The organism is Duganella sp. AC917, from assembly GCF_979258245.1.
The window spans coordinates 3,154,032-3,167,969 of the sequence record NZ_OZ409848.1 but is presented as its reverse complement, the minus strand read 5'-3'; the positions used below and the strand labels follow the sequence as shown (position 1 = coordinate 3,167,969).

The following is a 13,938-nucleotide window of genomic DNA, read 5'->3' as shown; positions in this document are numbered from 1 at the left end:
AATTGCGCCCGGCAACCGATTCTGCCACAATGTCAAATTACTAATCTTTGTTCCTGGAAAACTGTGCGTATCGTTCCTGTCATGGCGCTTGCTGTCTCCTGCTTCTGTGGCGCCGTGTCGCAGGCCTCGCCGCTGACGATCGAGCAGGCGGTGGAGCCGACCGGTACGCTGGCCGTCAGCCTGTCTCCCGACGGCAAACATCTCGCCAGCATCATTTATAACGGTACCAACCACGGCCTGCTGTTGCACGACACCGCCGACATGTCGAGCCAGCTGTTGTCGTTCGGGAAGCGGGTGCAAGAGGGATTGTGGAGCTTCCACAAATCCCCGCGCGACGTCACCTGGGTGGGCAACGATTTGCTGGCGGTGGATTACGGCATCGAAGCGGAAACCATCAACCTGCAAGGCAAAAAGGTCGCGGAACTGGGACAGTCGGTGATCGGGCCGGCCGATGGCGCAAACCCGGCGTCGACCAAATTGCTGGTGTACACGGACGCCGAGGATGGCGACATGGCGCTGGTCGACGGGCGCAACGGCGACAGCAGGAAGTTCAAGTACCCGAAAGGCAAGCTGATACAAGCGGCGTTCGACCGCAAGGGCGAGCTGCGTGCGGTGACGGTGGTCAATTCGGAATTCTGGCGCGATGCCTCGACGGTGACGAATTGGTACAAATCTTCGGCCGGGGCGGCATGGCAAAAGCTGGCCGACTTCAAGGTCACCGACGAGTATTGGCTGCCTGTCTATGTGCCGGATGAACCGGACACCATCGTGGTATCGAGCCGTCTGGGCCGCGATACCTACGCCCTGTTCAATTTCGACACCGCGCGGCTGGTCATCGGCGACATGCTGGCCGGCCATCCGACCCAGGATATCCTGTCGGTCGGCGGCATCGATCAGGGCGCGTTCGACCGGGTCACCACACGCGGTATGCGGCCGCAGGACATCTGGTTCGATCCCGTATGGAGCGGCGTGCAGCGCGCAGTCGATGTCGCCTTGCCGAACCGGGGCAACCGCCTTAGCGGCGATCCCAAGGGAAAGGTGCTGGTCTCTTCCTCCAGCGATCAGGATCCCGGCAGCTGGTATCTGCTCGACATGCAAACCAAGGCGCTGCGGCTGATCGCACGCAGGCAGCCGGCCACGGCCGATGCCGATCTGCGGCCCATGGAAATCATCAGTTACGCGGCCGACGACGGCACCAAAGTGCCGGCTTTCCTGACGCGTCCGGCAGCCAACGCCACTGCGGCCGCCGGGCCGGGGGCGCTGGTGGTCCTGATACACGGCGGTCCCACCGCGCGCGACTATTGGGGCTGGAACGCCGAGGTGCAATTGCTGGCCGCGCGCGGTTACACCGTGTTCCAGCCACAGTTTCGCGGATCGAGCGGCTTCGGACGGCGCTTCGAGCAGGCCGGGTTCGGGCAGTGGGGCCTGGCGATGCAGGACGATATCACCGCTGGCGTGCGCCACCTGGTCGATCAGAAGATTGCCGATCCCAAACGCATCTGCATCGTCGGCGCCAGCTATGGCGGCTATGCGGCCTTGTGGGGCCTGGTGAAAACGCCTGAGTTGTATCGATGCGGGGTCAGCTTCGCCGGTGTCTCCGATATCGAGTTCATGTTCAACGACAGCTCCGACCGGGTGGGCAACAAGGTCACGCGGCAGCACATGCTGGCCCGCATCGGCGACGTCAAGACGAGCAAGGAGCGGTTCGACCAGGTCTCGCCGTTGAAGCACGCCGGCCGCATCGCTGCGCCGGTGCTGCTGATGCATGGCGAGGACGACGAGCGGGTGCCGATTGCGCACAGCAAGAAGATGCGCAAGGCGCTGGAGCTGAACGGCAAAAAGGTCGAGTGGCTGGCCTTTGAAGAGGAGGGACACGGTCTGCATTTCACCCACAACGAGACGGCGTACTACGAAAAGCTGCTGGCCTTCCTCGATCGATACATCGGAACGCCGGCGGCGCCAGGGCCGTAGCGGGCATGGCGGCCGGTTTTCAGCGAAGATCGGCCTATCTTGCACCAATCGCCCGTCATTGACGCTGAAAAGCGCGGCAGTGTTCTCACTTGGGGTGCAGAGGTGTTATGCTTGCACGAGAATAAACAGAGATCCTCGTTATGCAACAAAAAGCACCCCGCCGCACCCGTGAACGCATACTGGAACTGTCCTTGCGCTTGTTTAACGAGTTCGGCGAACCCAACATCACCACCACGGTGATCGCCGAGGAGATGAATATCTCTCCCGGGAACCTGTATTACCACTTCCGTAACAAGGACGACATCGTCAACTCGATCTTCGTCCAGTTCGAGGCCGAGATCGAACGCATCCTCACCGTGCCCAACGGCCGCCGCTCGAATATCGACGATGTCTGGATGTACCTGCACCTGATGTTCGAGCTGATCTGGCGCTACCGCTTCTTCTACCGCGACCTCAACGATTTGCTGTCGCGCAACCGCAAGCTGGAGCTGCATTTCAAGCAGATCCTGGCGCACAAGATCAAGGTCGCCAAGCAGCTGTGCGAAGATCTGCGCAGCGAAAAATCGCTGGAGGCGTCCGACGCCGCCATCGACGCCATGGCCACCAACATGGTGGTGGTGGCGACCTACTGGCTGTCGTACGAATACGTGCGCAACCCGCGCAAATACAGCGAGCAGCAATCGATGGCCGACGCGCTGGCGCGCGGCTGTTATCAGGTGCTGTCGCAGATCGGGCCGTATCTGCGTAATGAGACCAGTTTGCTGTTCCAGAAACTGTCCGAAGAATACCTGAAGAAGCTCAAGTGAGCCGACGGAGACATCATGGCCTGGACCCCTTTCCCTTATCCCGATCCCGCTTACCGCTACACGCCCGAGAGCCTGAAGGCGGCGTGGCCGGCGCTCCATAGCGGCGACCTGGAGCCGTTCCCGGCCAATCCGGCGTTGCTGCAGGCGTGGATCGCTTTCCATGCCGGCGAGTTCGAGCGCGCCGCGCGGCTGGGCCTGGACGTTGGCGTGAACGGCTACTCGGTGGCGCACAAGGCGATCTGCATCTACGCGCAGTACCTGGAAACCAGCGTCAAGAAGCGCATCGCCACGTTCGAGTGCGTGGCCGAGCGCTGCGAGCGCCAGCAGCGCGAACAGCCCGCCAACCCGGCCGGCTATTACTGGCATGCCTACGCGCTCGGTTATTACGCCGAGGGCACCTCGGTGGTCAAGGCGCTGGCGCAGGGGCTCGGGCCGCGCGTGCGCGCCAGCCTCGAAAAAACCATCCAGCTCGCGCCGGCGCGGGCCGACGCGCATGTCGGCCTGGGCGTGTACCACACCGAGATCGTCGACAAGGTCGGCGCCATGATCGGTGGGCTGACCTACGGCGTCAAGAAGGAGGAGGGCTACCGCCACTTCGAGGCGGCGCTGCGGCTCGATCCCGATTCGGCGATCGCGCGCATCCAGTACGGCCACGCGCTGGCCATGCTCGACGGCAAAAAGAAAATGGCCGACGCCACGGCCCTGCTGGAACAGGCCGCGCGCCTGGCGCCGCGCGACGCGATGGAGCGGCTCGATGTCGAGGCCGCACGACAGGAACTCATGGAGGAAAAGCAGCAGTGACCAAGACTATTTGTGTGTATTGCGGCGCCAACGCTGGCGTCAGCCCCGTCTATGCCGACGCGGCGCGCGCGCTGGGCCGGGCGCTGGTGGATCAAAACCTGGCGCTGGTGTATGGCGGCGGCAATGTCGGCTTGATGGGCATCATCGCCGACGAGGTGCTGCTGGCCGGCGGCGAGGTCACCGGCGTGATTCCCACCGCGCTGGTCGAACGCGAAGTCGGCCACGCCGGCCTGACGCGCCAGTTCATCGTCAAGGACATGCACGAGCGCAAGGCGATGATGGCCAGCCTGTCGGACGGCTTCATCGCCATGCCGGGCGGCATGGGCACCTTGGAGGAACTGTTCGAGATGCTGACCTGGTCGCAGCTGGGTATCCACGCCAAGCCGATCGGACTGCTCAATGTCGATGGTTTCTACGACGGCTTGATCGACTTCATCGCCCACGCCAGGGAGCAGGGTTTCATCCGCCCGCAGCATGCGGCGCTGATGATGTCCGCCACCGATCCGCAGGCGCTGTTGACGTTGCTCAAGGCCTAGGCCCCGGCCTGCCTGCATGGTCGCCGCGCGCCACATCTTGATCCTTGCCGCCGGCAGCGCCGGCGACGTCTATCCCTTCATTGTCATCGGCCAGGCCCTGCTGCGGCGTGGCTACGATGTCACCTTGGTCGCCTCCGACAACTTCAAGGAACGCGTCGAGCGCGCCGGCATGGCCTTCGCCTCCGGCCTCAGCCAGGCCGAGCTCGACGAACTGGTGTTCGACCCCGACCTGTGGCATCCGCAGAAAGGGCTGTTCACGATCTGGAAGTACATGTCCCGGCATTTCGCGCCGTCGTATGCGCGGCAGCTGGCGCTGGTCGAACAGCTGCCGACGCTGATCGTGGCCAGCACCTTGGCGATGACGGGCCGGATTCTGCAGGAGACGCGCGGCGTGCCGCTGGCCACCGTGCACCTGGCGCCGTCGTGCTTCTTTTCCGCTTATGACCCCGCCGCGCGCGCCGGGCTGGAGTGGCTGGCGCGCATGCCGCCGTGGCTTGTGCGCACAGTGCTTGGCCTGATCGAACGGCTGGTCATCGATCCCGCCGTGCGTCCGGAAATCAACCGTTTGCGCGCCTCGCTCGGGCTGGCGCCGGTGCGGCGCGTGATGAGCCACTGGCTGCATTCGCCGCAGCGGGTCATTTGCGCTTTTCCCGACTGGTTCGCCGCGCCGCAGCCCGACTGGCCGCCGAACACCGTGTGCACCGGCTTCCCGCGCATGCCGGCGGCGCCGGACGAGTCGCTCGACGCGGACCTGCGACGCTTTCTCGATGCGGGAACCGCACCGATTGCCGTCACGCCCGGCTCGGCGATGGCGCACGGCCGCGCCTTCATCGACAGCGCGATCGCCGCGGCCGCGGCCTTGCAACAGCGCGTGGTGGTGATCACGCCGTTCCGCGACCAGTTGCCGGCGGTATTGCCGCCGTTTGTACACTACGTGCCGTACGTGCCGTTCGACGCGCTGGCGCCGCGCGTGGCGGTGTTCGTCCATCACGGCGGCATCGGCACCAGCGCCACGGTAATGGCGGCGGGCAGGCCGCAACTGGTGGTGCCGTTCTCTTATGACCAGCCCGACAACGGCATGCGGCTGGCGCGCCTGGGCGTGGGCGCGGTGGTCAAGCCGGATGCGCCGCTCTACGCCTGGACCGCCGCGCTGTCCGGCTTGCTGAACCGGCCGGAGGTGGCGAGCGCCTGCGCGGCGCTGGCTGCCAAGCTGGCGGCCGAACGCGCGCCGGCCGAGCAGATCGCCGATCTGATCGCGGCGTTGGCGGAAGAAGGTTCGCGCAATCAGACATCAACTTAAAAACATCAGGGAGATACAGTGACGAATCGACTGGGCAAAGTACTGATCGCCATCATCCTCGCGGGCTGCGCCTGCATGGCCGCAACCGCAACCGCCGCCGATGCGGCGCCGGCAGCCGCCGCGCGCGCCGTCGATGGCCGCGAACGCATCAACATCGACAAGGATTGGCGCTTCGCCCACGGCCACCCATACGATGCGCAGAAGGATTTCCGGCACGGGCTGCGTCCCTTTTTCTTCGCCAAGGCCGGCTACGGCGACGGCCCGGCCGCCGTCGATTTCAGCGACGCCGCCTGGCGCAAGCTGGACCTGCCGCACGACTGGGCGGTCGAGTTGCCGTTCGATGCGCGCGCCAACACCAATCACGGCTCGCTGGCCATCGGCCGCAATTTTCCTGAAAATAGCGTCGGCTGGTATCGCAAGGTGATCCATATCCCGGCCAGCGACAAGGGCCGCCGCATCTCGCTGGAGTTCGACGGCGTCTACCGCAACAGCACGGTCTGGGTGAACGGCCACTACATCGGCACCGAGCCCAGCGGCTACTCGGGCTTCCGCTACGACATCACCGATTATCTGAACGTCGGCGGCGACAACGTCATCGCGGTGCGCGCCGACGCCACCGTCGAGGAGGGCTGGTTTTACGAGGGCGCCGGCATCTATCGCCACGTCTGGCTGACCAAGACCGATCCGCTGCACGTGGCGCAGTGGGGCACCTTTGTCAAAACCACAGTCGAGGGCGCACGCGCGCGCATCGACGTCGATGTCACCGTGGTCAACGACGGCCAGGACGCCCGGTCGTTCGCGCTGCGCCAGCAGGTGTATTCGCCCGATGGCAAGCTGGTGGCGCAGGCCGAGCAGGCCGGCCGCAATGTGCGCGCGGTGCGTGATGGCGAGTTCAGCGCGGCGCTGACGGTGCCGCGTCCGCGCCTGTGGTCGATCGAGGAGCCGAACCTGTACACGCTGAAAACCACGCTGCTGCAAGGCGGGCGGGTGGTCGACAGTTACGACACGCGCTTCGGCATCCGCACCGTGGTGTTCGATCCGAACAAGGGCTTTTCGCTGAACGGCAAGCCGCTCAAGCTGCAGGGCACCAACAACCACCAGGACCACGCCGGCGTTGGCGTGGCGCTGCCGGACGGCCTGCAGACCTGGCGCCTCAAGCAGCTCAAGTCGTTTGGCGTGAACACTTATCGGGCCTCGCACCATCCACCGACGCCGGAACTGCTGGACGAGGCGGACCGGCTGGGCATGCTCGTCATCGACGAGCACCGCATGATGGGCACGACGCCCGAGGTGCGTGGACAGCTCGATCGCATGATACGGCGCGACCGCAATCATCCGAGCGTCGTCATCTGGTCGGTGGGCAACGAGGAATGGGCGTTGGAGTGGAAAGACCCGGGCGCCCATCTGGCGCGCGAGATGGACCTGCACGTCAAGCGCATGGATCCCACCCGGCGCACCATGGTCGCTACCAGCGGATCGGGCAAGGGCGTGTCGCTGGAGGCGGATGTGATCGGCTTCAACTACGGCGCCCAGCACGACGTCGACCGCTTCCACCGCGATCATCCGGCCAAGCCGGCGCTGATGTCGGAGGAAGGCTCGACCCTCACCACGCGCGGCGTCTACTTCGACGAGCCGGCGCGCTCCCATCTGAACGCCTACGACCGCCAGGGCCGGCCGGGCAGCAGCCTGAGCATCGAAGAAGGCTGGCGCCGCGTGCAGGAACGCGACTGGATGAGCGGCATGGTGGTCTGGACCGGCTTCGATTACCGGGGCGAGACCACGCCGTTCGGCTGGCCGGCCGTCGCCTCGCAGTTCGGCATGCTCGACACCACCGGCGTGTTGAAGGACACGGCCTACTATCTGAAGTCGGTGTGGACGCGCGAACCGATGGTGCACATCCTGCCGCACTGGAACTGGGCGGGCAGGGAAGGGCAGCCGATCAAGGTGCACGTGTACAGCAACGGCGACGCCGTCGAGCTGTTCCAGGATGGCCGGTCGCTGGGCCGCAAGACGATGGTCAAGGACAGCAAGCTGGAGTGGACGGTGCCTTACCAGCCCGGCAAGCTGACGGCGACCGCCTACCGTGGCGGCCGGCCGGTCGCCACGTCCGAGGTGGCGACCACCGGCGCCGGCGCCGGCGTCACGCTGAGCGCCGACAAGAGCGTCCTCGAGCCCGACGGCACCGATGTCGCCGTGGTGTGGGTGAACGTGACCGACGCCGCCGGCAAGATCGTGCCGACCTCCGGCGACTTGATCGGGTTCGAAACGTCGGGCCCGATTCGCATCATCGGTGTCGGCAACGGCGATCCGGGTTCGCACGAGCCGGACCGTCCCGCCGACCGCCATACCTTTGTGCCGCTCGCGGCGTGGCGCACGCTTGCCGTCGATAACGCCGATCATCCGTCGGTGCGCACGGCGACGGTTGATACCGCGACGTGGCGCGACCCGGCCGCATGGTTGCCGCCGGAGGCGCAGCCGCCGGCGACGCGCTATCTGGTGCTGCGCGGCGAATTTCCCCGGCCGGCCATGGCGCCGGACGGCCGCGCCGCCTTGTTCATCGACCGGCTCGACGCCGGACAGACGGTATATGTGAATGGCCGCGTGGTCGAAGCGAAGCCGGTCGACGGAGGCCTGATGATCGCGCTCGACGGAGCACAGCTCACCGATAAGAACAGCCTGGCGTATGTCGTGCCGACGGCGAAAGATGGCGTGCAGGGGCTGTTCGACCGCTCCGTGGGCACCAGCAAATGGGGCGTGCTGCGCGTGACCGCACCGGCGGCGCCGTGGCAGCGGCGCGTGTTCAACGGCTGGGCACAGGTGATCGTGCAATCGACCGGGCAGGCGGGCGAGGCCAGCTTGACGGCGAAGTCGCCCGGCCTGGCGCCGGCGACGGTCCGGTTCCAGCGACCATAAAAACTTAGTTATTGATTAATAGTTGCACTTTCTATAAAATCGCCGGCTGACTTTTGAATCAAGGACGGCGTCGATGCGCTTGGGATTTCTTTTGATGGCACTCGCTTGCGGCGCAAGCCAGGCGGCCGAGCCGGCATGGCAGCCGTTCCACTGGGCCATCGGCAGCTTTAACGAGGGTCCGCCTGAGCGTCTGGCACTGCTATTGCCGGTGACCGTCGATGGTGTCGCCTGTATCGTGCAGCTCGATACTGGCGCCAACGGCGAATGGAACTGGAAGCGCGGCGGCGCGCTGGCGGGCACCGAGCGGGCGCATGTCCAACTGTCGGGATTGCAACGCTGGATACCGGTCAGCGCCGCCAGCCTGGCACAGCTCAATGAACCCGATTGCGGCGGCCGTCCGATCGCCATCGTCGGCAACGCACTGTTTGAGAACGGCACGCTGACCCTGGACCTCGGGCGGTCGCGCTACGCCTACGCTCCCCAGGCATTGTTGGCCGGTGTGCGCGAGGCGCAACCGCTGCTATATCTGAGCTGGGCTCAGGGCGGCGGTCATATCGTTGTGGAAGTGCGGCGTCCCGGCGCTGGCGTCGGCTACGCCATGCTTGACACGGGCGCCTCGCGCTTTGGACTGGTGGCGACCAACGCCGACGAATGGCGAGCGCTGGCGGCCGGGGCGGCGCAGCCGACATCGACCGATCCAGGCACGATCAGTTTTAACGGACCCAAGGGCGAGGCGGTCACCTGCGCCGATGTGTTGCTCAAGGATGGGCTGGAAGTGGCGGGCAAGGCGCTGTCAGGCGTGCGCGCTTCCTACTGCGCGGGGCACAGCTTCGTTGCGCCGCTGCGTCTGATGGGTACGCTGGGCATGGCGCCGCTGGGCGACCGGATCGTTGTGCTCGATTACCTGTCGCGGCGCTGGACGCTGAGCGACTAGCCGCCGATGCGTCGGCGCCGGATTAAGTCCACAGCCGGCCGGCGCCGGTATCGAGATGGGTCAGGTACAGGCGCAGATCGAACTCGTACTGGTGATAGTTCGGCTCCATGTACGTGCACAGCTTGTAGAACGCCTTGTCGTGCTGCTTTTCCTTCACGTGCGCCAGTTCATGCACGGCGATCATGCGCAGGAACTCCAGCGGCACTTCCTTGAACATGGTGGCGACGCGGATCTCGTGCTTGGCCTTGAGCTTGCCGCCCTGGACCCGCGAAATCGACGTGTGCAAGCCCAGCGCATGATTGATCACATGGATCTTGCTGTCGTATTCGACCTTGTTGATCGGCTCGGCGTTGCGCAAATGTTCATCTTTCAGCTCCTGCACGTAGTTGTACAGCGCCTTGTCGGTGCGCAGTTCGTGCGGTTTCTTGTAGCGCTTGAGCAGCACCTCGCCTAGCTGGTTTTTGGCCAGCAATTGGGTCACTTGCTGCTGCGTTTGCTCGGAATAGGCGCTGAGGAACTTCAGGGAGGACATGGCTTGACGGCTGAAAAGATTCGAGGCGTGAATGTACCACAACCATGACAAAGGGCCGTGCGTCGAGTACGATGGCGCAAACTTCCCAGCGCCCATACATGCTCGACATCCTCGCCATCACCAGTCCGATCTACATTATTGTGTTGGCGGGCTACCTCGCCACCCGCTTCGGCGTGTTCGAACGGGCCGACATGCGCGTGTTCGGCAAGTTCGTGCTCAATTTCGCGCTGCCGGCGCTGATCTTCAACGCGCTGGCGACGCGCCATATCCGCGAGGTGCTGCACCCGGCGTATCTGCTGGCCTATCTGGGCGGCTCGTTGCTGATCATGTCCACCGCCTACGTGGCGGGCCGGCGCCTGGGCGGCTTGAACCGTATGCGCAGCACTTTCCTGGCGATGGGCGTGTCGTGCTCCAACAGCAGTTTCATGGGTTTTCCTATCCTGTTGCTGATGGTCGCGCCGGTGGCCGGCGTGGCGCTGGCGTTGAACGTGATGGTGGAGAACCTGGTGATGTTGCCGCTGTTGCTGGCGATGGCGGAAAGCGCCCGGGGCGCGGGCGGGTCGTGGCGGCAGGTGGTGGCGCAATCGGTAAAGCGCCTGGCGCGCAATCCGCTGGTGTTGTCGGTGACGGCCGGTCTGGTGATCAGCCTGGCGGAATTTCCGCTGCCGCAGCCGCTGCTGCGCAGTGTGACGTTGTTCTCGCAGGCCAGTGGCGGCGTGTCGCTGTTCGCCATTGGCGGCACCCTGGTGGGACTGCCGTTGACCGCCGGCTGGCAGCGCGTGCTGCCCGTCGTGGTGGGTAAGCTGGTCGGCCATCCATTGGCGGTGTTGGCGATTGTCGCGCTGCTGCCGCTGCTGGGCATCGCGCCGATGGATCCGTCGCTGCGGGCGGCGGCGCTGCTGATGGCGGCGATGCCGATGTTGAGCATCTACCCGATTCTGGCGCAGGCGTACGGCGAGGCCGACCGCAGCGCGACCACGCTGTTGATTTGCATGGTCGCCTCGTTCTTTACGTTGAGCGCCTGGATGTGGTTGGTGCGCTGAGCACACCAACCAGCCGGGCCTGGCGCGACGGGTCTATTTCTTCTCTAGCCTGGCGCGCACTTTGGCGACATCCTTTTCCGACACCGCAGCTGCCGTGTTGCCCCAGCCCTGACGCAGGAAGGTGGCCAGCGTGGCCGCCTCGCTATCGCTCAGGCGCTTGCCAAAGCCCGGCATCACCAGCACCGACGGCGCCTTGTCGGTCGACGGCGTACGCGCGCCTTCCAGCATCACATGCAACAAAGCGGTCGGATTGTCGGCGTTGATGACGGTGGCGCCATCGAGCTCCGGGAACACCCGCGTCGCACCCTTGCCGGTGACGAAGTGACAGGCCGAGCAATTATCCAGATACAAGCGCTCGCCCAGGGTCAGGTTGACGGCAGCCGACAATTTCTTGACGGTGGCGTCGCGTCCCTGCGGCTTGACGGCGGCGTCGGGCGCCGGTCCCGGCGGCAGCGCCTTCAGATACGCGGCGATGTCGTTGAGGTCGGCCACGGTCATCTGCGAGGTGCTGTGCTGGACCACGGAGGTCATCTCGCCGGCCACCGCCGAATTCTTGTTGCGTCCGGTTTGCAGGTAATCGACGATGGCGGCCTGGTCCCAGCGCGGCAGCGCGCGCAGCGACGGCACCGGCCAGCCATTGAGCTCGCCGCCGGCAAGGAATTTGGCCTCGCCGCTGTTGCTGGCCCTTTCGTTGATGGCGAAGCCGCGCGGCGTGTGGCAGCTGCTGCAGTGTCCCAGTCCTTCGACCAGGTAGGCGCCGTTGCGCACTTGCGCGCTCCAGCCCGGCTGCGCCTTGAACGGCTTGCCGTCTGCGAAGAAGTAATTCCAGAACACCATACCCCAGCGCTGGTTGAACGGGAAGCCCATCGTCGATTGCGGCGGCGCGTAGGCGGACGCTTTCACGCCGCCCTGGAAGTAGGCGTACAAAGCCTTGATGTCCTGGTCGCTGACCTTGGCGTAACTGGTGTATGGCATGGCCGGATACAGATGCGTGCCGTCGGCGCGCACGCCCTTGCGCACGGCGTCGGCGAACTGCTGTTCGGTGTAGCTGCCGATGCCGTGTTCCTTGTCCGGCGTGATGTTGGTCGAGTAGATGATGCCGTGGCCGCTGTCGATCGGCAGGCCGCCGGCGAAGGCGGGCTTGCCCGGCGCGCTGTGGCAGGCGATGCAGTCGCCGACTTTCGCCAGGTAGGCGCCGCGTTGGGCCAGCGTCTGGCCGGGCGGTGCGGACACTGCCGGCGCTGTGGTGGCGGCGGCCGAGGCCATGCCAGCGGCGCCGGCGCCAATCGCGGCGGCGCTCAGGAGGTAGGTAAGGTTTTTCATCGCTGCACCAACGGGCCAGGGTTTTTCAGGTACTGCTGTTTAATCGCTTCGGCCGCGAACAAGGTGATGGCGCCGATCAGCGCGGTCGGATTGGCCTGGAAGTTCTGCGGGAACGCGTTGCCGCCCGGGACGAAGACGTTGTGCACGTCCCACGACTGCGTATAGCGGTTGAGCGCCGAATCGCGCGGCGAGGTGCCCATGATGGCGCCGCCGACGTTGTGCGTGGAGACGTACTTGGTGATGTCCCAGTGCGAATCGAGGCCGAGGAAGTTTTCCGACATGGCGTCCGGCTTGAGTTCCTTGGCGATGTCGAGCACGATGCCGCGCAGGTGGCGTTGCAGCTTGAGCTCGTTCTGGCGCCAGTCGAACGTCATGCGCAGCAGCGGCTGTCCCCACGGGTCCTTGTAGTTCGGGTCGAGGTCCAGATAGTGGCCGCGATAGGACATGCAGCTGGTCGAGATGCTGACCTTCATCGAGCGTCCGTACCAGTCGACCATGCCGTCCTTCCAGCCCTTGCCCCAGGCTGGGGTGCCGGGCGGCAGCGCGGTGCCGATCGGCGCGCCGCTCGCCTGCGAGCTGTGGATCTTGGCGCCGCCGATGAAGCCCAGGCCGGGTCCGTCGAAGTTGCCCGGCGAGATGTCGTTGAACATCTCACCGGTGGCGCCGGCGGTGGCGAACGGGTTGAAGTGCTTGTCCTTGAAGAACAGGGTGGCGTCGCCGTTGCTGAGGAAGGCGTAGTTGCGGCCGATGACGCCGCGCTCGGTGACCGGGTCGTACGGCTCGCCGATCCCGGACAACAGCATCAGGCGCACGTTGGCGAACTGGAAGCTGCTGAGGATGACGATCTTGGCCGGCTGGAACACTTCGCGCTGCTGCTCGTCGATATAGGTCACGCCCTTGGCGGTTTTCTTGTCGTCGTGCAGGTCGACGCGGATGACGTTGGCGCCGGTCTTGTAATCGAAGTTGGGCATGCGCTTGACCACGTCGAGGATGGTGGTCTGCGGCGACGCCTTGGAGTAATTCAGGCACGGGTACTTGCTGCAGAAGCCGCAGTAGTTGCACGGCGCCAGCTGGGCGCCGTACGGGTTGGTCCACGCCTGCGTGACGTTGGCCGACGGGTTCGGAAACGGATGGTAGCCCATCTTCTTGACGGTATCGGCGAACAGCGAGCTGTTGAGCGTGTCGTGCAGCGCCGGCAGCGGATAGGGGTTCGAGCGCTTGCCTTCGAACGGATCGCCGCCGGGCTGGATTTGCCCGTTCAGGTTGCCGGTGGTGCCGGACAGGCCGCAAATCTTGTCGAACTTGTCCATGTGCGGCTCAATCTCTTCCCACGTGAACGGGAAGTCCTTGATGCGCATGTCCGGATCGAGAATGCCGCGCTTGTAGGCCTGGTCGGCATAGGTCTTGAGCTTGATGTCGGTTTCGGTCGGGCGGATCAGCACGCCGGTCCAGTGCAGGCCGGAGCCGCCGACGCCGTTGCCGGGCACGAAGGCGCCCCACTTGCGCGTCGGCAGGGCCGTTTCGCCGGTGTTGTAGCGCACGGTCAGGGCGGCCTCGCGCGGCGTGACGAAGACCTTGTTGCGGATCGCGTAAGCGTACTGGTCGGCCGGTTTCGGGTAGGCGAAGTCTTCCGGCGGGCGGTCCGGTCCGCGCTCGAGCGCGCGCACCTTCAAGCCGGCGTTGGCCAGCTCGATGGACATGATGGAGCCGGCCCAGCCGAGGCCGACGATGACGACGTCGACTTCGTCGTTGGTAATGTTAGGCATAAGTTATTTGCAG

11 protein-coding genes are annotated in these 13,938 nt (G+C 65.2%); 8 read left to right on the top strand and 3 right to left on the bottom strand.

The genetic code is table 11. The features are described from left to right. Positions 1-63 precede the first annotated feature (63 nt). The 7 genes from ACZ0BA_RS13675 (at position 64) to ACZ0BA_RS13645 (ending at position 9,261) form a co-directional block, all read left to right on the top strand. Complete coding sequence (locus ACZ0BA_RS13675; protein WP_463451809.1) at positions 64-1,971, top strand: alpha/beta hydrolase family protein; 1,908 nt, start codon at positions 64-66, stop codon at positions 1,969-1,971. A gap of 140 nt (positions 1,972-2,111) precedes the next feature. Beyond that, positions 2,112-2,777, top strand: a complete 666-nt coding sequence (locus tag ACZ0BA_RS13670) for a TetR/AcrR family transcriptional regulator (protein WP_090320420.1) — start codon at positions 2,112-2,114, stop codon at positions 2,775-2,777. 15 nt (positions 2,778-2,792) lie between these two features. Beyond that, positions 2,793-3,578, top strand: coding sequence for a hypothetical protein (locus tag ACZ0BA_RS13665; RefSeq protein WP_463451808.1), 786 nt, complete (start codon positions 2,793-2,795; stop codon positions 3,576-3,578). Then, a complete protein-coding gene (locus ACZ0BA_RS13660; RefSeq protein ID WP_463451807.1) occupies positions 3,575-4,114 on the top strand; it encodes an LOG family protein in 540 nt (179 codons plus the stop codon). The genes ACZ0BA_RS13665 and ACZ0BA_RS13660 overlap by 4 nt, the downstream gene beginning before the upstream one ends. A gap of 16 nt (positions 4,115-4,130) precedes the next feature. Beyond that, positions 4,131-5,414 carry a glycosyltransferase gene (locus tag ACZ0BA_RS13655; RefSeq protein ID WP_463451806.1) on the top strand — a complete coding sequence of 428 codons (1,284 nt, stop codon included), beginning with the start codon at positions 4,131-4,133 and terminating at the stop codon, positions 5,412-5,414. Between the two features lie 18 nt (positions 5,415-5,432). Then, entirely contained in the window at positions 5,433-8,327 is a 2,895-nt protein-coding gene (galA, locus tag ACZ0BA_RS13650) for a beta-galactosidase GalA (RefSeq protein WP_463451805.1), read from the top strand. A 94-nt stretch (positions 8,328-8,421) separates the two neighbouring features. Next, positions 8,422-9,261 carry a hypothetical protein gene (locus ACZ0BA_RS13645; protein ID WP_463451804.1) on the top strand — a complete coding sequence of 280 codons (840 nt, stop codon included), beginning with the start codon at positions 8,422-8,424 and terminating at the stop codon, positions 9,259-9,261. A gap of 22 nt (positions 9,262-9,283) precedes the next feature. On the opposite strand, the gene ACZ0BA_RS13640 is transcribed toward ACZ0BA_RS13645, so the two are convergent. Continuing rightward, complete coding sequence (locus ACZ0BA_RS13640; RefSeq protein WP_463451803.1) at positions 9,284-9,793, bottom strand: YgjP-like metallopeptidase domain-containing protein; 510 nt, start codon at positions 9,791-9,793, stop codon at positions 9,284-9,286. A 71-nt stretch (positions 9,794-9,864) separates the two neighbouring features. On the opposite strand from ACZ0BA_RS13640, the gene ACZ0BA_RS13635 reads away from it, so the two are divergent. Further along, positions 9,865-10,836: an AEC family transporter gene (locus ACZ0BA_RS13635; RefSeq protein ID WP_463451802.1), complete on the top strand. Its 972-nt coding sequence runs from the start codon at positions 9,865-9,867 to the stop codon at positions 10,834-10,836. A 33-nt stretch (positions 10,837-10,869) separates the two neighbouring features. On the opposite strand, the gene ACZ0BA_RS13630 is transcribed toward ACZ0BA_RS13635, so the two are convergent. Beyond that, positions 10,870-12,159 (bottom strand): c-type cytochrome, encoded by a 1,290-nt coding sequence (locus ACZ0BA_RS13630; RefSeq protein WP_463451801.1) that lies wholly within the window; start codon positions 12,157-12,159, stop codon positions 10,870-10,872. After that, complete coding sequence (locus ACZ0BA_RS13625; protein WP_463451800.1) at positions 12,156-13,925, bottom strand: GMC family oxidoreductase; 1,770 nt, start codon at positions 13,923-13,925, stop codon at positions 12,156-12,158. The genes ACZ0BA_RS13630 and ACZ0BA_RS13625 overlap by 4 nt, the downstream gene beginning before the upstream one ends. Positions 13,926-13,938: the final 13 nt, after the last annotated feature.

Excerpts from the sequence above, each read along its gene's own strand:
- ACZ0BA_RS13670 (WP_090320420.1), top strand. The coding sequence starts at position 2,112 with ATGCAACAAAAAGCACCCCGCCGCACCCGTGAACGCATACTGGAACTG.
- ACZ0BA_RS13645 (WP_463451804.1), top strand. The coding sequence starts at position 8,422 with ATGGCACTCGCTTGCGGCGCAAGCCAGGCGGCCGAGCCGGCATGGCAG.
- ACZ0BA_RS13630 (WP_463451801.1), bottom strand. The coding sequence starts at position 12,159 with ATGAAAAACCTTACCTACCTCCTGAGCGCCGCCGCGATTGGCGCCGGC.
- ACZ0BA_RS13635 (WP_463451802.1), top strand. The coding sequence starts at position 9,865 with ATGGCGCAAACTTCCCAGCGCCCATACATGCTCGACATCCTCGCCATC.
- ACZ0BA_RS13655 (WP_463451806.1), top strand. The coding sequence starts at position 4,131 with ATGGTCGCCGCGCGCCACATCTTGATCCTTGCCGCCGGCAGCGCCGGC.
- ACZ0BA_RS13665 (WP_463451808.1), top strand. The coding sequence starts at position 2,793 with ATGGCCTGGACCCCTTTCCCTTATCCCGATCCCGCTTACCGCTACACG.
- ACZ0BA_RS13625 (WP_463451800.1), bottom strand. The coding sequence starts at position 13,925 with ATGCCTAACATTACCAACGACGAAGTCGACGTCGTCATCGTCGGCCTC.
- ACZ0BA_RS13640 (WP_463451803.1), bottom strand. The coding sequence starts at position 9,793 with ATGTCCTCCCTGAAGTTCCTCAGCGCCTATTCCGAGCAAACGCAGCAG.